The sequence below is a fragment of the Providencia sp. Me31A genome (assembly GCF_050487165.1).
GTDB lineage: Bacteria > Pseudomonadota > Gammaproteobacteria > Enterobacterales > Enterobacteriaceae > Providencia.
Genome location: NZ_JBKQGZ010000011.1, coordinates 44,637 through 65,093, shown reverse-complemented (window position 1 = coordinate 65,093; position 20,457 = coordinate 44,637). Strand labels below are relative to the sequence as shown.

The 20,457-nt window shown below is 41.7% G+C and carries 17 protein-coding genes; 8 read left to right on the top strand and 9 right to left on the bottom strand.

The genetic code is table 11. The features are described 5' to 3' along the window. Positions 1–1,552: 1,552 nt before the first annotated feature. The 7 genes from ACLPIE_RS10650 to ACLPIE_RS10620 form a co-directional block, all read right to left on the bottom strand. Complete coding sequence (locus ACLPIE_RS10650; RefSeq protein ID WP_430261604.1) at positions 1,553–2,494, bottom strand: F4 family fimbrial subunit; 942 nt, start codon at positions 2,492–2,494, stop codon at positions 1,553–1,555. A 12-nt stretch (positions 2,495–2,506) separates the two neighbouring features. Then, positions 2,507–3,307 (bottom strand): F4 family fimbrial subunit, encoded by an 801-nt coding sequence (locus tag ACLPIE_RS10645; RefSeq protein WP_430261603.1) that lies wholly within the window; start codon positions 3,305–3,307, stop codon positions 2,507–2,509. Positions 3,308–3,424: 117 nt separating this feature from the next. Further along, on the bottom strand, positions 3,425–3,997 hold the full coding sequence (locus ACLPIE_RS10640; RefSeq protein WP_430261602.1) for a DUF5462 family protein: 573 nt from the start codon (positions 3,995–3,997) through the stop codon (positions 3,425–3,427). 34 nt (positions 3,998–4,031) lie between these two features. Continuing rightward, a complete protein-coding gene (locus ACLPIE_RS10635) occupies positions 4,032–4,772 on the bottom strand; it encodes a fimbria/pilus periplasmic chaperone (RefSeq protein WP_430261601.1) in 741 nt (246 codons plus the stop codon). Further along, a complete protein-coding gene (locus ACLPIE_RS10630; RefSeq protein WP_430261600.1) occupies positions 4,762–7,263 on the bottom strand; it encodes a fimbria/pilus outer membrane usher protein in 2,502 nt (833 codons plus the stop codon). Before ACLPIE_RS10630 ends, ACLPIE_RS10635 begins: the two co-directional genes overlap by 11 nt. Positions 7,264–7,274: 11 nt before the next feature. Further along, positions 7,275–7,898 (bottom strand): hypothetical protein, encoded by a 624-nt coding sequence (locus tag ACLPIE_RS10625; protein ID WP_430261599.1) that lies wholly within the window; start codon positions 7,896–7,898, stop codon positions 7,275–7,277. A 1,731-nt stretch (positions 7,899–9,629) separates the two neighbouring features. Then, the gene (locus ACLPIE_RS10620; protein ID WP_430261598.1) at positions 9,630–10,439 is read right to left on the bottom strand and encodes a DeoR family transcriptional regulator; all 810 of its coding nucleotides are present in this window, start codon (positions 10,437–10,439) and stop codon (positions 9,630–9,632) included. 258 nt (positions 10,440–10,697) lie between these two features. On the opposite strand from ACLPIE_RS10620, the gene kbaZ reads away from it, so the two are divergent. From kbaZ to kbaY, 8 genes are all read left to right on the top strand, one after another. Continuing rightward, complete coding sequence (kbaZ, locus tag ACLPIE_RS10615; protein WP_430261597.1) at positions 10,698–11,972, top strand: tagatose-bisphosphate aldolase subunit KbaZ; 1,275 nt, start codon at positions 10,698–10,700, stop codon at positions 11,970–11,972. 15 nt (positions 11,973–11,987) lie between these two features. Then, on the top strand, positions 11,988–12,461 hold the full coding sequence (gene agaV, locus ACLPIE_RS10610) for a PTS N-acetylgalactosamine transporter subunit IIB (protein WP_430261596.1): 474 nt from the start codon (positions 11,988–11,990) through the stop codon (positions 12,459–12,461). Between the two features lie 10 nt (positions 12,462–12,471). Further along, positions 12,472–13,251, top strand: a complete 780-nt coding sequence (gene agaW / locus ACLPIE_RS10605; RefSeq protein WP_430261595.1) for a PTS N-acetylgalactosamine transporter subunit IIC — start codon at positions 12,472–12,474, stop codon at positions 13,249–13,251. Beyond that, the gene (gene agaE / locus ACLPIE_RS10600) at positions 13,241–14,116 is read left to right on the top strand and encodes a PTS N-acetylgalactosamine transporter subunit IID (RefSeq protein WP_430261594.1); all 876 of its coding nucleotides are present in this window, start codon (positions 13,241–13,243) and stop codon (positions 14,114–14,116) included. Before agaW ends, agaE begins: the two co-directional genes overlap by 11 nt. Before the next feature lie 16 nt (positions 14,117–14,132). Next, positions 14,133–14,567: a PTS galactosamine/N-acetylgalactosamine transporter subunit IIA gene (gene agaF / locus ACLPIE_RS10595; protein ID WP_430261593.1), complete on the top strand. Its 435-nt coding sequence runs from the start codon at positions 14,133–14,135 to the stop codon at positions 14,565–14,567. After that, complete coding sequence (gene nagA / locus ACLPIE_RS10590; protein WP_430261592.1) at positions 14,564–15,703, top strand: N-acetylglucosamine-6-phosphate deacetylase; 1,140 nt, start codon at positions 14,564–14,566, stop codon at positions 15,701–15,703. The genes agaF and nagA overlap by 4 nt, the downstream gene beginning before the upstream one ends. A gap of 271 nt (positions 15,704–15,974) precedes the next feature. After that, positions 15,975–17,144, top strand: a complete 1,170-nt coding sequence (locus ACLPIE_RS10585; RefSeq protein WP_430261591.1) for an SIS domain-containing protein — start codon at positions 15,975–15,977, stop codon at positions 17,142–17,144. Positions 17,145–17,146: 2 nt separating this feature from the next. After that, positions 17,147–18,004 (top strand): tagatose-bisphosphate aldolase subunit KbaY, encoded by an 858-nt coding sequence (gene kbaY / locus ACLPIE_RS10580; protein WP_430261718.1) that lies wholly within the window; start codon positions 17,147–17,149, stop codon positions 18,002–18,004. Positions 18,005–18,399: 395 nt separating this feature from the next. On the opposite strand, the gene sucD is transcribed toward kbaY, so the two are convergent. Both sucD and sucC read right to left on the bottom strand, forming a co-directional pair. Continuing rightward, positions 18,400–19,272, bottom strand: coding sequence for a succinate--CoA ligase subunit alpha (gene sucD, locus ACLPIE_RS10575; RefSeq protein WP_430261590.1), 873 nt, complete (start codon positions 19,270–19,272; stop codon positions 18,400–18,402). After that, positions 19,272–20,438 (bottom strand): ADP-forming succinate--CoA ligase subunit beta, encoded by a 1,167-nt coding sequence (gene sucC / locus ACLPIE_RS10570; protein ID WP_430261589.1) that lies wholly within the window; start codon positions 20,436–20,438, stop codon positions 19,272–19,274. The genes sucD and sucC overlap by 1 nt, the downstream gene beginning before the upstream one ends. Positions 20,439–20,457: the final 19 nt, after the last annotated feature.

Below are 20,457 nucleotides of genomic sequence, written 5' to 3'. Positions count from 1 at the left end.
TACCAGCAAAAAATGCCTCAAAACAACAAATAATTAACAAAATAAAAGAACAGGTACTACTATAATAATAGTACGCTTATCTTCACACACAATAAACTTCTTTTACGTGACTCAGATTTGAATTCTGAATTTACATCAATAATTATACCCATTAATAGAAAATCGGATATTTGATCGAGCACCAATTTAAGCAATTTAACCAAATAAAGCCAGTGTCAATGAATTGATTTACGTCAATTTTTTTTCGATTGTTAATCGATTTGTAGACCAGTCAATTAATGGTTATTTACTTGTTAATATACTGTTATTGGCATTAATGTAAATGTTCTTATTTTTCCCAAAGATTAACAATAAATATAACCTTTGTTTAATAGCTCCAAAAAAGAATATTAAGAGCTCATAAAAAGAATAATAAGAACTCCAAAAAAGAATATTTAATTAGTTATGGTATCTTATTTTAAAGTTATTATGAATTTTATTAATATATGAACCTATCTCAACTAAATTCATATATTCAGTTAATTAAACCTCCTTAAATATTATAAAATTGACACAGCGCAATTTCGTTGTTTTTTGCATAAAATGCGATCCCGTTTGTGTGTTTTTTAAACGCTCTACATTCCCATCAACGCAGGCCTTGTATACACGCCTGTTACCGATTTTTAAGTATAGACACTCTTTTACATAACACCTTATAAAATGTGTACAAATTATTTTATTCTGTTTTATGTAGGAGCCTAATAAAACTGTAGAAATTTGTCGCTGATAATTAAGCGAAATCTTATGGGTATAAATGTGATCCGAAAAGTAACAGTCACTTTGAGCCCAAAGCACAAAATGAAATAAGCGAGACTCATAGCTGAAAGGAGGATACCCTAAAATAATCAAAAACGCTCATGCTCGAATAATAACGAATACAAGAGCTAGATGTTCAACTTAAGCGTGTTCATAGGAATATGGCATATAGTATATTGAAAAAGCAGCAGCTTACGCCATTTTCGACAACCAATACTCAAAATCGCGAACTAAATGAACGCTCGGAGCTCAAGTTTCACGGTCACTGGGTTATGCCATCTTTTGGAAGTTAGTGGTAGCAGCTGTGCTCTAATGGTAAGATTTTTTAAGCGGTTAAAGTCGGGAAAGTCTCCAATATTTATTGGTTATAAACCATCAGTCTATTATCGATAAGGTTGAATATTATATTCAGCTTTACAATTAGTTATGACACCATTCAAGGATTAAGCTATTAATGCCTCATCAAAAATACCATGAACTAAAGAATACCGCTTAGATCTTCTTCAGTATTTATTGACTGTTTATTACACTTAATACAGCAGAAGCTAAATAATAAGCTGAATGGGGCGTTTTTTATCACCGTCATCACCCCACTCAGCTTATACAGGTAAAACACTTTATGAAGTGTCAAATAAGTAAACTTAGCCTGTAAGCCAAAGTTTTGAATGACACAGCCCTAAAGTACCCAACCGTTTTTTACTGCATGTTGAGGGAACGATTAATATAAGAAACCGCCTCAATACGCCAATTCACTACTCTACATTTGGTATGCAGTCACAGTTAATGTAGCATTCCACAGGCCTTTTACTTCCGTATTGAAACTCACCGCTGTCGGTTCGAGTTCGAGGACATGCGCAGCAGCCAGATACACTGTGTTTTGTGGGACACCCATGGTTACAGTAGGTTTTGAGCATGCAGAACCTAGCATCATTGCTTCATCAGTTGTCACATTATTGAAATTATTCAGTACCCCAGCATTACCTGTCAACTCAGCTTGGTTAAGTGCGTTAGTGAACGCAGCGAAAGCAGTGGCTGACTGTATTCCTGCCATAGGTTGCTTTCCGGTGCCTCTCACGACCGATGCGCTATCAGGGAATGCACTTGTCCCTACGAAACAACTCCCATCAACAACCGGCAGTACAGAAGACGTGGAGCCATACACAAATGTGTATATACCGTGGGTATCTGTGCCTCCACGGGCAACCTCCTGTTGTCCTCGAATTTCCGTGGCAGTTAACTGTAATGTACCTTGTACTTCATTACCTTGACTATCCTTGGAGATCGCAGGGATTGTGAAGCTAACTGCACCTGCGGGCAGCGCCTTAATATTAGAAATGGCCTGCCCGTCACCGCCTAATAATTCGGTCTTGTCTGCCACGCCATAACTACTGCTATTTTTTCCTGTGATATTGACAGCAGAGAACGATGGTAAAAACCCACTCACAGCGATAAATTTCTGACCGTTAAGTTTATAGGTAATCACATCATTAGCTTCTGTTGCTTCACTCGGCTTTGCATCCAACGATTGACCAGGGTAGTCATTCACCGTCCACTGCCACTGTGACGCTTGTTTGATAATATCCCCTTGTAGGGTCACATCACCAACGTTATCAGACACATTTGTGACGGCAGCCATCGATACCATCGGACTCATGACTGCGGTAGCAACCGCCAAGGCAATTAATTTTTTCATGTTCATGTCTTGTCTTCCTTATTTATACTGTACTTGCACGGTGATAACGCTTTCCCATTGGCTTATCTCTGCATCTTTTGGAAAACTCAAAAGCCCAGCGCTAATCGTAGATGCATATCCACCAATCATCGGGATTTCCACTTCCGTACCATCTGCCAAGCTATTTGCAGGCCATACAGAGTTCGTGTCGTATGTGATCGACGTTGCGCCCACTTTGCTCTGCTGACTCGCTAGTTTGCTCTGCGCGTTGACGTACGCGGATCGGGCATTAATATTAGCTTGTGACACCCCAGTGTCCGCTAACTGTTTGGCAATTATTGTCGTGTCACCCGCCTTGGCGGCTTGTGCAAGCAGCAGGACTGGTTGCAATGTTAAGGACAACTGACCGTCAATAGCGGTAGTATCCTTGTTTCCCGTCGCTTTTAACGCCAGTGTAGATTGATGATTTGTGGTATATACGGGTGTGACCTCAATGCCATTTTGCAAGTATTTAACATCTGCATTTAGCCCCTGCATCGCTACGCCTTGCACTGTCGGCTCCATGTACCCTTCTAAAAACTTGGCTGGCGCACGCTGGCTAAAAATATCCCACGATTTCGTGTTTGTACTACTATCTACCACTACATCTTTTTCCATCAGATCAAAACGGATGGAGTTTTGAGGTAATTCCCATACCCATTTCGGTGCGTCATCTGCTATCGTCCCTCCAAAATGAATGTCATGATTAATTGTCCCTGTTGCAGTTACAGCCAAAGCACTGGAGCAGGTTAATGCCCCCGCTAATGCCACTACTGCCACACCTAAATTGTGCTTTTTCATTGTGTTTCCTCTATATATAAGCCGCCCTATCCTTGGGTAGGTATAGTCCTAATACTGCTGCCTGACTTGTCGCTCTCAAACTCCTTGCCAGACAGCGCGTTATGATGATAATTATCATCACTCTGTGGGCAGTGACGTATCTCCCAAGACGCGCCACTGCATGTTTATATCCCCGCGATACTCAGCTGGTACCGTTATTTGAACGGGACCTACCGGCATCAATGCGACCCTCTGTGATGGGGTTGATAAGGTAACCACGACCCCTAAACTGTTTTCCGTCACCGTTGATAAAACGGGCTTACCATCTATCTGTACCTGAACAGGTAAGCGTACAATCCCTTGTTTTCCATCTGGCAATGTCACGTTTTTTTGTACCCGGAACGTTTTCCCATCCTGTGTTAATAGCTGCGCCTGTTCTATCGTTAAAACAGATATCGCCTCCGCATCCGTCGCTTCCGTTGCTTGGAATAACGGCTGACCGGATAAGAAGACAGTAATATCTACTTGGGAATTACGTGCCGTCATATTGCCATTGATGACACCTAGCGCTTCCACACGCTGTGTTTCTTTAGCGTGTGTCAGGCCACCAAAACTTAAAGTGCCCATCATCACTATCAACATCCAAGCCCTCCCTCTCCTGCGGTATTTTGCATAAAAGGATGATTGAGATAACGGTGCGTGCCGTGTCATGGTGCACTCCTTTAGCGATATGTAATATTGGCTTTTAATTTGCTGACATAGCCGACGCAGGTGTCGTCGGTTTTACATCAGGCTTCACAGATGCTGTTAACGTGTGCGTTCCTAAGTGACCTAAGTCATCAATAGAAATCACTTTTTTCACGGTCTTACCTTTGGGTAATACCACTGAGTCTTCAGGCGCAAACATCGCTAATGCCTCTTGTTGCTTCTGGTCAAAAACGAGTGGCGTATCGTTTTCATCCAACACATCCGCAATGGCAAAAATATAAGGAGTGGTATTAACTAATTGGTTTGTTCCGTCTACCGTTCTCACCGACAGACCTGACTCTGCGCCCTTACGGTCTTTTATCAGGCTCTCTGGGCGATACAGCAATTTCACTTTAGTACGCAGAGCTACCGATAACCCCCCATCCTTATTTAACGGTGGAATTTCTTGCAAGCTGACCCAGTAAATGGATTCTTTATCTTCAGGCATATTCTCTAATGCCTTAATTACCCGCAAAACTTGCTTGCCTTTGCCTGCTACTTTGAAAAATGGTGGAGTAACTACGAATGTTGGGCGTGTATCGGTTTCTTTTATGTTCTCTATCCACGTCTGACCGCCATAAGTCTTAGGCGACGCATTCTCAACCACTATAGATATAGCGTCTTTATCACCTTCAAAAATGTAACGGCTTTGATCTACCGATAACGCTGCCCATGCTGTCGAAGCACTTACCAGACTCAGAGCAGCGAACACGCCCATACTTAATTGCTTAATATTCACACACTACCTCTTGTAATTGATTAGACTCTCTCAATTGCGATCCAGAAACGGTACAGCCCGAAAAATGTATCGTTCCTAACGCATCGACTGAGTTAATTAATATCACGCCATTGTGGCTAACAAAGCCTAACGGCGCACCAGTCTCGCTATATCCCCATTCTCCCGCAGGGATAAATTGCCCATTTGGTTTTTTTACTTGCAATAGATACCGCTTGACAGTCATCGACTCAAACGGCACATAAGTTACTGAGCCTTGCGTCGGTTTAAGGCGCTTACTCGTGATGGACAGTTCAGAATCAGGCGGTAATGTGCTGGCATCAATGCTGATGGTATTCACCTGATAACTATTCAGTGGCACTATCAAATTACCGTTACGGTCGGCTTTATCTAGGCCACCCAACATCGATACACCTTGGCCTCCTGGAACATGCACTACTGCCACCGTGTCGGAGATATTCTTCCCTAACAAGAAACTGTTATCTGCGGGTAAATACATCACGGAACCGCTCACTGAACCTGAGCCCAATGTACTATTATTAGTATTAGTCATTTGTCCGCTGAGTTGTGCTAAACTGCCATCATAAGCTGTCCACAAGCTTGTTTGATTTCCTAAACTGCCATCACCTCCCCAACTTTCATTGGCCGATAGTGACCATCTTTCTGTCAGGTTAGTTGAAACACCAGAGGAGTAGCTGTTGCTTCCCGATTTACTGCCTGACATCGATGCAAAAGTGTTGATGTCATGATCAAACACTGAAAACGGGATTGATATCGATGTCGAAAAGCTGTATTGATTGTCATTACCTGTCTTATATTGTGAAGCTGCTAATGACAGACTAACTTTGCCTATACGTGTAGATAAATTTCCCGTCACCCCTTTTTGTTTATCATCACGCTGCCAATATTGACGTTGCCAGCCGTTGACCGAAAACGAGGCTCCCCGCCACAATGTTTGGCTGGTTCCTATTGAAATATCCTGCTTAAGACTCTGCCGATGTGCGAAGCTGGCATAATCGTCATCGTTATATTCTCCGAGCGTGTCATACTTTTCGCTCAATCGGTTATATCCAAAGCGAATCGAAGTCCCTGCATCAAAACTTTTCCCATAAGTTAGGGTGTTTTTATATCCCTGACGATTACCATCATCGTATCGCGACTGAGTTCCCGATAATGCTACCGAAACCGAGCCCAAAGCACCTAACTGAGAGGTAACCTCACCCGTTAATCCGGTAAAGCGACTGCCGACTAATGCACCTGCCCGTAATGACATAAGGTCCAGCCCATAACCGTAACTCAACGCTGCCAATCCACCAGTCGGAGTTCCGTCGGGGTTATCGTTATCAATCACGCCAAGTGAGATTGAGTATTCATGTTCACCGGGAGATATCTGACCACTAATCAAGGTGATAGGAAATACTTCACTGGTTGTTGAGCCATCATTTTCCGTGACGGTCATCACCACATCCCCACCCCCTAGTACTGTGACATTGTCAATACTAAACGGTCCTGGTGGCACCATTTCGGAGTACAAAATAGCGTTACCTTGACGCAATGTTACCCGTGCATAACTTCGTGCTGTGCCACTGAATACTGGGGTGTACCCTTGGGTTTGGCGCCGCATAGATTGGTTACTACTTAACGTAAATCCGTAGGTTGATAGCCCCCCAAGCTCACCACTACTGACCGACGTTTTTCCTACCACTAAATCGGCTTGCAACGGTAAAATAGCTTTAGAAGCTGTCAGCACTGAAAGCGTTTGGTCATCTTGGGTTAACGATGCACTTCCGTTGACTATCCAATCTGCTATGTTGGTTATTAAAGAACCCGAGCCGTAATAATTCATACCCTCTTGGTTTTTATTGGCATTAGCGTTGTAGTTCATGCGCACAGCGTTATTACCGAATTCCCAATCAAGGCCTTCCCCCATCTTGGCTAATCCCGCTTGTGGTATGGCTAAGCTCAACGTCTGTGTTGCCAAATCAAAATTCACTTGGGTATTAACTTGATCTGCTAACACATAGCACTTGCGCGCTTCCTGATAAGTTGATTTAAAAAATGCAGGTCGTAAATATACTTGCACTTCAGATAACCATTCAGGCGAAAAGCACAGTGCTGATTTTTCTTCCGGTGTCACCGTCAACAGTCGTTTTCCCATAGGCTCACCATTGACCTGCACATCTACCCAATAACGGCCAGGATAGAAATATTTCAGTGACGATAAAAATGCCACTGCTTGCGTTCCGCCCCCTTGCATAAAGTTCAAATTCAATTCATCTCCACCCGCGATTTCATTATCTTCAAGCGTGGTGTCTTCTATCGTCTCTGACGTCTTTTCAACAAGAGGTTCGGCCCATACAGGACTACTCAACGCGAGTGAAAAACCAATCACATTCACTAATGCATAGCGAATAATATGTCTGTGTGGCGTTTGTTCACCAATGAATCTCAATGGATGACAACTCTGTTTTCGTGTTCCTTTTTGCTTTTTCACAGTGATTTTCCTTATCGATACACGACTGTGACGGTTAACGCCCCACTAAATCGGCCTGACTTCGCATTATTCAGTTGACTCAATGTCGCTTGAAAATCAAACAACCCTTGAACAGCAAAAGCAATCGGATATGTCACTTGTGAATGCGTCGCCGTGATATACCCTGGGGCACCTGGTTTTAAAAATATCCCCTCGGCGTTTAATGGGCGTACCTGTACTCGCATCTGCGTATCAATTCCGGCATCATTGCGTAATATCACCCCAGCATCATCCAGTTGGGTCTGTCCTACATCGCCAAAACTGAGGATTGCAACAGGGTATTGACGCCCGTATGCTTCAAAAGCACTACACCCTGTCTTACCACCAATCACTTCCGATAATCGCAAAGAAAACTGCCGTACGGGTGCCACTCGGCTTTTGGGATTAATAACCCCAAAATCAACCGTTCCGGCACTACCTTCTGCCCGACCGGATGAGTTTGGGGTCAATATTTCCCCAACACATGATGAAGCAACAATCGTTGCTGTTAACGTGGTTGTATTTACTGTGGAGGCAAGCGCATTCATCGATAACAGCATTCCTACCAAAGCCATCCCTAAAAGCCCCTCCTTTCGTCGATTATTTTGCTGTCCCATCTTTCACCTCTTCAAATTTTTAATTAAATATCTAACATAGTGCCGCCCCTACCTAAGCAGACTATAAACAGCCCATCTATTGGATTTTCAGCAACTTTCTCCTTCAAGCTAAATGCAATGGGCGACGGAGAAGTGCACATTAACTGCGCTAGAGTAAAAGCAATATAGAATTTATTTTTCTGTTATATTCACTGAATTGTCCGCAGCAAAAAAATGACAAAAATAGCTAACACCTATCATTTTTAGATATTTAATATTATGACGATAAATATAAACATTAATATTTACGAATAAGAATGATATTAAAAATAAAATAGAATTTTATTTACCTCTACTTTATTTACCTATATCTATTGTACAAATAAAAAGAGTTTTATTTGTGTTTTTAATTACTCTAATTTAAATCCCCTAATTAATACATAAACCGCTTCCTTTAAAGAGCTACAGATTATGAATAACAGTTTTTGAACTTATATAAAAGATAACTATTCCTTCCAAGGCTTATTGATAATATGTTACTTTCTTATCCATATCACCAAAAAACACCATAACTCATTATATTATATATCCCTGCCAAGATTGTTTCCAAGTCAGATGAAAAACAAAGTAGTTTCATTAAGTAAATAACACTTCTTATGTTATTTATGTTAATTAGACGATTCAAAGTCTAACTCATATCAGTAAAAAATAACATCCCGACAAAATAAAGGAAAATAAAACCAATGATTTCCTTACAGCTACCAACTTAAAAAAAATAAAATAAAACATTATAAAACAATATGTTAATTAATTGTCATATAAAGATAATCAAAAATAAATACACTATTTGCCTATAAAGATCTCTTTATGATAAATAAATTAATTTAAAATGCTGAATTTTACAATTAAACATAAATTAAATATTTTGTTACATTGAGAAGTGAATAGTAATTCGTATCATAAGTTTATAAACAAAATAAAATTCAATTTATTTTGTTATTTATAACCATACAAATTCTAATTCTATTATATAGAAAATATCGTGTAACAATGATCGACCTGATAACTCTGCTACATTCATTGTTTTTATAAGGGATAACTTGGAATACTGTATAAACAAACCATCGCTAAAGTTCGACGCTATTTTCATAAAGACCGAACTCTAAGGAAAAGATTGTTAACAAATTACAAATCAATAGAGTAACAATATAATAAAAATTTTAGAAATTTGTCGCTTATAATTAAGCGAAATCTTATGGGTATAAATGTGATCCGAAAAGTAACAGTCACTTTGAGCCAAAAGAAAAAATAGGGATGGACAAAACTCATCGTTATAAAGAGGACTCAGAGATGCCTAAGTTGAGAATATCAGATGCGAGTCAGTCAGCTGCCTCACGATGGAAATAATAATATCTTACTGAGCTAAAGGAGAATCCCCTATAAAAATCAAAAGAACTCATGCATGAACGACAACGAACACAAGGACTAGAAGCTCAACTTAAACGTGCTCAGAGGGGATAATAATATCTAAACATAACCGCAACGGTGTTCGTTACGGCGCCCTTAATAGCTTAGCTGAAAAATATTGTCCATATAGCCTATCTTTTATATAAGACGCTAAGGCGGCTTAAACAGGCTAAAGCCATAAAAATATTTTCCGTCCTACAGACGGAATTATAAAGTTAATGAGACAAACAATTGTAAAAACTTAAGCAGTCGTTCATAGGGAAATACATTAATGCATTGAACGGTTTACCCCTTCACCAAAATGACTTTTGTGCCAATTCTGCGCAATCCTTCTAAGCTGGCCTCAGGGATACCATCATCAGTAATAATGATATCTATTCGTGGAGTATCAATAATTTTATGTAAACTGGAGCTATTAAATTTACTCGAATCCGTAACAACAACAATTTGCCCTACAACTTCACACATACGCCGATTTAGGCGCGCTTCATCTTCATTATGTGTACTAATGCCAAATTCCAAATCAATAGCATCCACCCCTAAAAATAGCATATCAAAATGATAATTTTGTAATGATTGCTCAGCTTGATCGCCATAAAAAGAGAGTGATTGACGTCGTAGTTGCCCGCCAGTCATTAAAAGTTCAATACCCGGCGCTTCTAGTAATGCATTGCCCACATTCATGCCGTTAGTCATCACAATCGTATTTTGGTGATTTTGTAATTGTTTAGCGATTTCATAGGTCGTAGTACCTGAATCAAGAATAACCCTTAATCCTGGCGTAATTAGCTCTGCCGCTACTGCTGCAATATTACGTTTGATTGTCGTATTACGCGTGCTTTTATCTTCTAATGACGGCTCACTCGTTGGTGATACGCCCTTGCAAATCAATGCACCACCATAAGCTCGCATGGCAATACCCTGTTTTTCAAGAAAAGCGAGGTCATTACGAATAGTGACGGTAGAAACACGAAATAGTTGCGATAATTCATTGACCTGAACGCTACCATGAGAGCGTAAAAGTTGAATAATTTGCTTACGTCGCTCACTTGTTCCCATAATTCGGTTGTCTGGCTCAGTATCCGAATTATTCATATATTTATCCTTTGAGTTCATATTAAAGTCTTTCGTTTTATTTCGTTTGATATATTAACGCTTTTCTTTGTGCAGAATGCAAGCCTATACGTAAATCTGGAATGAGTAAACTTTAGATTCAAACCTTTCATTATGTTTCTTTTGTGATGTAAATCTTAGTTTCATAACCTTTCGCTTTGTTTTCTTTTTTCTCTGTCGCAGTATGATATTTAAATTTCGAAACAAAAAGTAACTACGCACAATCCAAAGGAGAAGAAAGTGAAACTATTAACTGATATCGTTGCACGCCATAAAAATGGGGAAAAAATCGGCATTTATGCTGTTTGCTCTGCCCACCCTTATGTTTTGAAAGCAGCGATATGCTTTGCTCGTGACCAGCAAACTCCATTACTGATTGAGGCGACATCGAACCAAGTCGACCAGTTTGGCGGCTATACCGGAATGACGCCAGCTAATTTCCGCGATTTTGTATTGCAATTGACTGATAAACATCACTTTCCTCGAGAAAAATTAATTCTAGGCGGCGATCACCTAGGGCCAAACCGTTGGCAGCATGAGTCAGCTGAAGATGCGATGGCAAAGGCTGATGAACTTATTCGAAGCTATGTTGCCGCTGGATTCAAAAAAATCCACTTAGATTGTAGTATGTCTTGTGCTGGTGACCCTATTCCTTTAACCGATGCAATCGTCGCACAACGAGCCGCTCGTCTAGCCCAAATTGCGGAAGAAACCTGTGAAAAATATTTTGGCGTCCGTGATTTGGTCTATGTGATTGGTACGGAAGTTCCTGTGCCAGGCGGGGCCCATGAGGAATTGAATGAATTAGCGGTTACGACACCACAAGCGGCATCCGCTACGATAGAAGCGCATTTACACGCTTTCGCTAAAAACCAACTCAATGATATCTGGCCACGTATTACAGGTTTAGTTGTTCAACCAGGTGTCGAATTTGACCACGTGAATATTATTGATTATCAACCAATAAAAGCACGTGAACTCAGCGAAATGATTACTCATCATGAACATTTGGTTTATGAGGCACATTCCACGGATTACCAAACACAACGAGCACTTAGTCAACTCGTTACCGATCATTTTGCTATTCTTAAAGTGGGTCCAGGCTTAACCTTTGCTATGCGTGAAGCCTTGTTTGCACTCGCCGCTATTGAAGATGAGATAGTATCTTCTGATATTCGGTCTAGATTGCGGGACGTTCTTGAAGAGGTAATGCTCAAAAAACCAAAGTACTGGCAAAGCTATTACAATGGCGACGAGCAAACCTGCAAAATATCGCGCAGTTATAGTTATTCTGACCGTATTCGTTATTACTGGCCTGATGAAACTATCAGCACAGCAGTCAATCGTTTATTAGATAATTTAACCAAAACATCAATTCCACTACCACTGATTAGTCAGTATTTACCTTTGCAGTACCCATTAGTTCGTGCCGGACTACTTTCCGCCACACCAGAGGAATTAATTATCGCACACATCCAAACTGTGCTGCTTCACTATCACAATGCCTGCCAATAAGAGTGAGAAATAGCCATGCCAAATATTGTATTAAGCCGTATTGATGAAAGATTAATCCACGGACAAGTAGGCGTCCAGTGGGTTGGGTTTGCAGGCGCTAATTTAGTTTTAGTTGCTAATGACGACGTAGCTGCCGACCCTCTACAGCAGAATTTAATGGAAATGGTATTAACAGAAGGCATCGCCGTACGCTTTTGGACGTTACAAAAAGTGATCGATAACATCCAGAAGGCCTCTGACCGCCAGAAAATTTTATTAGTGTGTAAAAACCCTAAAGATTTTCTAACGTTAGTCAAAGGGGGAGTTCCCATAGACCGTATTAATGTTGGAAATATTCACTATGCGGAAGGTAAACGTCAAATAACAAAAACGGTGTCCTTAGATCAGGCTGATATTACCGCCTTCCAAGGGCTACAAGAAGCTGGTGTTGCCTGCTTTGTTCAGGGCGTCCCCACAGAACCGATGCAGGATCTGTTTAAACTACTCTGAGGGATTAATTATGGAAATTAGTTTATTGCAAGCTATTGCTCTTGGGTTAGTCGCCTTTATTGCAGGATTAGATTTATTTAATGGCCTAACTCACATCCATCGGCCTGTCGTGTTAGGGCCTATCGTGGGTCTTATTCTTGGTGATCTGAACACAGGCATTCTAACAGGTGGCACATTAGAACTGGTATGGATGGGACTTGCCCCTCTTGCTGGCGCTCAACCACCTAATGTCATTATTGGAACGATTGTTGGTACTGTTTTTGCGATTTCGACTGGTGTTAAACCTGAAGTTGCTGTCGGCGTTGCCGTACCATTTGCCGTTGCCGTTCAAATGGGGATTACCTTTCTATTTTCGCTTATGTCTGGCGTCATGTCTCGCTGTGACACAATGGCAGCCAATGCGGATACTCGAGGTATTGAACGCGTCAACTACCTCGCTCTACTCGCGCTTGGAGCATTCTATTTTCTTTGTGCTTTTTTACCCATTTACTTTGGTGCAGACCATGCAAAAACCCTGATTGATGTTTTGCCTACAAGATTAATCGATGGATTAGGTGTTGCAGGTGGCATCATGCCCGCTATCGGTTTTGCAGTGCTATTAAAAATAATGATGAAAAATGCTTACATTCCTTACTTTATTTTAGGGTTTGTTGGCGCAGCTTGGTTGCAACTTCCCGTATTAGCTATTGCTGCAGCGGCGCTTGCAATGGCAATGATCGATTTTGTCCGCAAACCCGCAGAAAGTCAGTCAGCACAACAGCCTAAAGAGGAATTTGAAGATGGTATCTGAAAATAAACATTCGTCTGTTGCAGACGCGAAGACCCTACTACCAGCGGATTGCAATCAAGACGTTTATGAAGATCAACATACAGGTGCAGAGCTAACCCGCAAAGATATCAATAAATTTGCTTGGCGCTCACTATTACTACAAGCCTCTTTTAACTATGAGCGAATGCAAGCAGGTGGATGGCTATATGGGTTACTCCCCGCCCTAAGAAAAATCCACACAAACCCTCGTGATTTAGCTCGTGCGATGAAAGGCCATATGGGCTTTTTCAATACACACCCTTTCTTAGTGACCTTTGTTATTGGCATCGTGCTGGCCATGGAACGTTCTAAACAAAATGTAAACAGTATTCAAAGCACAAAAATTGCAGTAGGTGCACCGCTAGGTGGTATTGGCGATGCGATGTTTTGGTTAACCTTGCTACCTATTTGTGGTGGTATCGGTGCAAGTTTGGCTTTACAGGGCTCCATCCTAGGGGCAGTGGTCTTTTTACTCATGTTTAATTCAGTGCATTTTGGATTACGGTTTGGCCTTGCACATTATGCTTACAGGATGGGGGTTGCAGCTATCCCACTTATCAAAGCAAACACTAAAAAAGTAGGGCATGCCGCTTCTATTGTTGGTATGACTGTAATCGGAGCATTGGTCGCAACTTATGTACGGCTCTCGACTACGTTGGAGATCACCGCGGGTAATGCGGTCGTTAAATTGCAAAGTGATGTTATTGATAAGCTAATGCCGGCTTTCTTACCGTTACTTTATACATTAACAATGTTTTGGTTAGTCCGTCGAGGATGGAGTCCACTTCGCTTAATCATGTTGACTGTCGCATTAGGTGTTATCGGCAAATTCGCTCATTTCCTATAAATAAAAGGAATAACAAATGGTAGGTATTATTTTATGTGGACACGGTGGATTTGCTTCTGGATTAGAAAAAGCAATGTTACAAATTATTGGTGAACAAGAAAATTTTGCAGCTATCGATTTTTCTTTGGAATCAAGCACTGCTCGCCTAACTCAAGAGTTAGAAGCAACACTGGCATTAATGACATCGTGTACGAGTGTTGTTTTCTTAACTGACATCCTAGGTGGGACACCCTTTAGAGTTTCTGCGCTTCTTTCTCAAGGCCGAGAAGATAGAGAGGTTATCACGGGGACAAATTTGCAGCTTTTATTAGAGATGGTAATGGAACGAGACACTCTCTCTTTAGCCGATTTTCGTCGTGAAGCACTACTTTGTGGCCATCGAGGGTTAACCTGTTTAACTGATGAATTACAACGTGAGCGCTGCTGCGAAACTGAGGATGAAGGGATATGATTCAGCAGATCCGTGCTCGCCGTATTCTTACCGAATATGGCTGGCGAGAAAAACAAGCAGTACAAATATCAAAAGGCATTGTTACCCATATTAGACCATTACCCATAACTGAAACTCAGTTTGATGCAGAGCAGCTCTGCCCTGCCTATATTGATACGCACGTTCACGGTGGGCAGGGTATGGATGTGATGGATGATAATCCTCAAGCACTAGGTATTATCTCAGCATTTAAAGCACAACAAGGTGTTGCTGCTTGGCTTGCAACTACTGTAACAGCACCATTACCAGATATAAGACGTACGCTTGCGCGGATAGCCCAATATTGCCAGCAACAATCAAATACAAATCCTGTCGCTGAAGTGCTTGGCTGTTATCTAGAAGGCCCCTATTTCACGCCACAAAATAAGGGAGCCCACTCTCCTGAGTTATTTCGTGAATTACAACTAAATGAATTGGATACATTAATAGCTGATGCGCAAGGAACACTGAAAGTCATCGCACTGGCACCAGAAAAACCGGATGCATTGGCTGCCATTCGTCATTTGAAGAATAAAGGTTTGAATGTCATGCTTGGACACAGCGCGGCAACCTATGAGCAAACATTGGCAGCACTTGATGCAGGTGCAGATGGGCTAGTGCATTGTTTCAATGGTATGACGGGCTTACATCATCGTAATCCTGGTATGGTTGGTGCTGGATTAACTGACCCACGCGCTTGGCTAGAGATTATTGCTGATGGGCACCATGTGCATCCAGCGGTGATACAAATAATCTGTCAATGTGCATCACATCGAGCTGTACTTATCACAGATGCTATGCGCGCGGCTGGGCAGCCAGATGGCATTTACGATATCTGTGGTCATGATGTAACAATGAAAGGAGGGATAGTACGAACAACAACTGGCAGTCTTGCAGGGAGTTCTTTAGCGTTAAATGATGCTGTCAGTAATATGATTACGAAAGTAGGAATATCACCAGAAACCGCTATTTGTATGGCGTCTTTGCACCCTGCACAACTACTCGGGATCACGGCAACACACGGTAGCATTGCCCGAGGAAAATATGCACATTTCAATGATCTAAATTCAAGTTGGGGGATAGCTCAAACTTGGATTTATGGCCAGCCTGTTCATTAATTTCCTTTTATCTAAAGGTGTGATTATTCACACCTTTCACTTCCTTACTTTTAATATTAAATATAACTATTGAATAAGCAATAGCTTAATCATTTCAATTATTAATAACCCTGCAAGTTTCACTTTCTTATTGCTTTCATATTGACCTTTCGTTTTCTTTCATGATAGATTAAACCCAACAATAAAACGAAACAAATTGAAAGAAGTATACCCTAGAGAGATCTTTTGATTTATTTCATTTTCAGCTAAAAGTCATGTAAAGGATGAGGCTATGCTCGATCTTCTTTCTACTTCAACAGACCGCTATTCAACTTGGACTGAAACAGAAATACGCCAGCAACCTGATTGTTGGATGAATGCACTCCACTCAATTGGTTTGCAAAGAGAAAAATTAAATGCATTTCTAGCTCCCCGACTAGCGCAAGATAATTTACAGATCATTCTTACGGGAGCTGGAACATCTGCATTTATCGGTGATATGATTTCTCCCACCTTAAGACGTCTCACTGAAAAAGAAGTTACGTCAATCCCCACAACCGATATTGTCACCAATCCAACAGATTATTTACCCACACATCAACCTGTATTACTGATCTCATTTGCTCGTTCGGGTAATAGCCCAGAAAGTGTTGCAGCCTTTGATATTTGTAATCAATATGTTGCCTCTTGCTCCCATTTGGTCATTACCTGCAATCAAGAAGGACATCTGTATCAACGAGCGCAAAATAGCCAAAATGGATTTGCACTATTAATGCCCCCAGAAACCAATGATAAAGCTTTTGCTATGACGAGTAGCATCACGTCAATGATGTGCAGTTGCCTTGCTGCTTTAGCCCCCAACACATTCACTATTGAGCGTTTTGCTCTGGTTGCACAACGTGTTCGGGATATTATTGCGCTCCATGATAGTCGTGAAAATGTTTTACCGAAAAATGAAACATTTAAACGTGTGGTTTACCTTGGCTGTGGTGGTTTTCAGGGATTAGCACGCGAGTCTGCACTGAAATTACTGGAACTAACCGCAGGCCAAATTGCCGCCTTTTACGATACCCCGACAGGGTTCCGTCATGGCCCTAAATCCTTGGTAGATGATGAAACTTTGGTTGTCATGTTCATTTCAAACCAACCTTACACCCGTCAGTATGATTTAGATTTACTGGCTGAATTACGGCGTGATCAAATCGCCAAAAAAGTCATTGCTATAGCAGATACACAAGATGATGCAATTTCTGCAGGAATGCACTGTTACCTACCAGCAGGAGACGCTTTCACTGATACCGAACTACTCTTTTGTTTTCTTGTATATGCACAACTATTTGCACTTAATCAGTCACTGAACGTTGGTAATACACCAGATACACCTTCAGCCAGCGGAACCGTTAACCGTGTTGTTCAAGGTGTGATTATCCACCCTTGGAATAATCAATGCATAGGAGCCTAATGATGGGGATTATCTCAACGAAATATCTACTGACTCATGCACAGTCTCACGGCTATGCGGTACCTGCTTTTAATATTCATAACGCAGAAACTATTCAGGCTATTTTAGAAACCTGTGCTCAAATGCGCTCACCTGTTATTCTTGCGGGTACCCCAGGGACATTCAAACACATTCACTTTCCTGAAATTTATGCACTGTGTGAAGCTTATTCTCATACATACTCAATGCCTATTGCCCTACATCTTGATCATCATGAAACACTTGATGACATTCGCACTAAAGTTGGCCAAGGCGTACGTAGTGCTATGATTGACGGTAGCCACTTTCCATTTGAGGAAAATGTAGCTTTAGTCAAATCAGTGGTCGATTTTTGCCATAGTCAAGATTGTAGCGTCGAAGCAGAACTCGGTCGGCTTGGCGGGGTGGAAGATGATTTAGATGTTGATATAGAAAGTGCATTCTTAACGTCTCCAGAAGAAGCGCGTCGTTTTATTGCATCAACAGGGGTTGATAGTCTCGCAGTTGCGATTGGAACAGCGCATGGACTGTATACCAGTCGCCCGAAAATTGATTTTGCACGATTAGAAAAAATTCGTAATATCACTGATATTCCTCTTGTTTTACATGGTGCAAGTGACGTTCCTGATGAAGATGTCCGCCGGACTATTGCTCTGGGAGTGTGTAAGGTCAATGTCGCAACTGAACTCAAAATTGCCTTTGCTGGAGCCGTTCGCACTTGGTTTGAGGAAAACCCAGAAGGTAACGATCCACGTTACTACATGCGCGTTGGTATGGACGCAATGAAAGCCGTTGTTAAAGATAAAATCGTTGTTTGTGGTGCGGCAGGACAGCTTCTTTAAATCACGGTTCCAGCAATGACCGATGTACTTATCTCCCGCGATTACTTAGCTTGATAGCCTTCAAAAAGAAGGCTATCAGCGACTTGGGACTTCGACTGCAGCGATTGCTGCGATATTAGGGTACAAAGATGGGGGAACCAATTTCTTTCAGTGATCTTTAAAAAATCCGCCACGACGCTCATTAGCAGTGACTTCCATTGTCACCATCGCAAGTATCCGACTGTCCTGTTAATCCAGCTTCTCCCTCATCGCATGTAGAGGACTTTTACCTCCACGTCGTCTGTTTGCCACCTCAGCGAACAGATAGCGCCAATCAAGGCGCACCATAAAAAAACCCGCACTCAAATGAGCACGGGTATTCGTCTCTTACTTCTACTAGTTACCTAGCGAATCACTTATTTATTCAGTAACGATTTAACTGCATCGCCGATGTCTGCAAGGCTACGAACAGTTTTCACTCCAGCAGCTTCTAATGCAGCGAATTTCTCATCAGCAGTACCTTTACCGCCTGCAATAATTGCACCTGCGTGCCCCATACGTTTGCCTTTTGGCGCAGTCACACCTGCAATATAGCCTACTACTGGCTTAGTTACGTGATCTTTAATGTAAGCAGCCGCTTCTTCTTCTGCGTTACCACCAATTTCACCAATCATGACAATAGCTTCAGTTTGTGGGTCTGCTTGGAATAATTTCAGGATATCAATGAAGTTTGAACCTGGAATTGGGTCACCACCGATACCAACACACGTTGATTGGCCTAAACCTGCATCTGTAGTTTGTTTTACGGCTTCATAAGTCAGCGTGCCTGAACGTGAAACGATACCAACTTTACCTGGCATATGAATGTGGCCCGGTTGAATACCAATCTTACATTCACCTGGAGTGATGACACCAGGGCAGTTAGGGCCGATCATGCGAACGCCTGCTTCATCTAATTTTACTTTTACAGTCAGCATATCCAGAGTTGGAATACCTTCAGTGATAGTAATAATCAGTTTAATGCCTGCATCGATAGCTTCTAAGATAGAATCTTTACAAAATGGTGCGGGAACGTAGATAACAGAAGCCGTTGCGCCAGTTGCTTCAACCGCTTCACGGACAGTATTAAATACAGGCAGACCTAAGTGTGTTGTGCCACCTTTCCCCGGAGTCACACCACCTACCATTTTTGTACCGTAAGCAATCGCTTGTTCTGAGTGGAATGTACCTTGACCACCGGTGAAACCTTGGCAAATGACTTTGGTGTTTTTATCGATTAAAATAGACATTATTTAGCCTCCGCTGCTGCTACTGCTTTTTTAGCTGCATCAGTTAGGCTGTTAGCAGCGATAATATTCAAGCCGCTGTCTGCCAGTTTCTTAGCACCTAACTCAGCATTGTTACCTTCTAAACGCACAACTACTGGTACATTTACGCCAACTTCTTCAACTGCACCAATGATGCCGTCTGCAATCAAGTCACAGCGAACGATACCGCCAAAGATGTTAACAAAAACAGCTTTCACGTTTTCATCAGAAAGAATGATTTTAAATGCTTCAGTTACACGTTCTTTAGTCGCGCCACCGCCAACATCTAAGAAGTTAGCAGGTGCACCACCGTGCAATTTAACGATGTCCATCGTACCCATTGCTAGGCCTGCGCCGTTAACCATACAACCAATATTGCCGTCTAACGCAACATAGTTCAGTTCCCATTTAGCCGCTTGTGCTTCTCGCGCATCTTCTTGAGATTCATCACGCAGTTCACGAATTTCTGGTTGACGGTATAACGCGTTGCTATCAATACCTAATTTACCGTCTAAGCAAACTAAATCGCCCGCGGTGCTGATAACCAGAGGGTTAATTTCTGCTAATGCTAAATCACGCTCAAGGAACAGTGTTGCCAGACCCATAAAGATTTTAGCGAACTGGCTAACTTGTTTACCTGTTAAGCCTAATTTGAACGCTAATTCACGGCCTTGGAAAGGCATAGGGCCAGTCAGTGGGTCGATAATGGCTTTATGAATTAATTCTGGTGTTTCTTCAGCCACTTTCTCGATTTCCACGCCACCTTCAGTCGATGCCATGAAAACAACACGACGCGTGCTACGGTCAACAACCGCACCTAAATAAAGTTCTTTAGCAATATCAGTCGCTGTTTCAACTAAAATTTGGTTTACTGGTTGGCCATTCGCATCTGTTTGATAAGTTACTAGGTTTTTACCTAACCAGTTTTCTGCGAATGCTTTCACTTCATTGATATCGCTAGTGACTTTAACGCCGCCAGCTTTACCACGTCCACCAGCATGAACTTGGCATTTAATGACCCACGGGCCATTTCCAATTTTTTTAGCAGCTTCTACGGTTTCAGCGACTGATGAACAGGCATAACCTGTCGGAGCAGGCATCCCATAACGTGCAAACAACTGTTTTGCCTGGTACTCGTGTAAATTCATGATGTTCTATCCATAATTG

Excerpts from the sequence above, each read along its gene's own strand:
- ACLPIE_RS10650 (WP_430261604.1), bottom strand. The coding sequence starts at position 2,494 with ATGAACATGAAAAAATTAATTGCCTTGGCGGTTGCTACCGCAGTCATG.
- ACLPIE_RS10645 (WP_430261603.1), bottom strand. The coding sequence starts at position 3,307 with ATGAAAAAGCACAATTTAGGTGTGGCAGTAGTGGCATTAGCGGGGGCA.
- ACLPIE_RS10640 (WP_430261602.1), bottom strand. The coding sequence starts at position 3,997 with ATGACACGGCACGCACCGTTATCTCAATCATCCTTTTATGCAAAATAC.
- ACLPIE_RS10625 (WP_430261599.1), bottom strand. The coding sequence starts at position 7,898 with ATGGGACAGCAAAATAATCGACGAAAGGAGGGGCTTTTAGGGATGGCT.
- ACLPIE_RS10620 (WP_430261598.1), bottom strand. The coding sequence starts at position 10,439 with ATGAATAATTCGGATACTGAGCCAGACAACCGAATTATGGGAACAAGT.
- agaV (WP_430261596.1), top strand. The coding sequence starts at position 11,988 with ATGCCAAATATTGTATTAAGCCGTATTGATGAAAGATTAATCCACGGA.
- agaW (WP_430261595.1), top strand. The coding sequence starts at position 12,472 with ATGGAAATTAGTTTATTGCAAGCTATTGCTCTTGGGTTAGTCGCCTTT.
- agaE (WP_430261594.1), top strand. The coding sequence starts at position 13,241 with ATGGTATCTGAAAATAAACATTCGTCTGTTGCAGACGCGAAGACCCTA.
- agaF (WP_430261593.1), top strand. The coding sequence starts at position 14,133 with ATGGTAGGTATTATTTTATGTGGACACGGTGGATTTGCTTCTGGATTA.
- nagA (WP_430261592.1), top strand. The coding sequence starts at position 14,564 with ATGATTCAGCAGATCCGTGCTCGCCGTATTCTTACCGAATATGGCTGG.
- ACLPIE_RS10585 (WP_430261591.1), top strand. The coding sequence starts at position 15,975 with ATGCTCGATCTTCTTTCTACTTCAACAGACCGCTATTCAACTTGGACT.
- kbaY (WP_430261718.1), top strand. The coding sequence starts at position 17,147 with ATGGGGATTATCTCAACGAAATATCTACTGACTCATGCACAGTCTCAC.
- sucD (WP_430261590.1), bottom strand. The coding sequence starts at position 19,272 with ATGTCTATTTTAATCGATAAAAACACCAAAGTCATTTGCCAAGGTTTC.
- sucC (WP_430261589.1), bottom strand. The coding sequence starts at position 20,438 with ATGAATTTACACGAGTACCAGGCAAAACAGTTGTTTGCACGTTATGGG.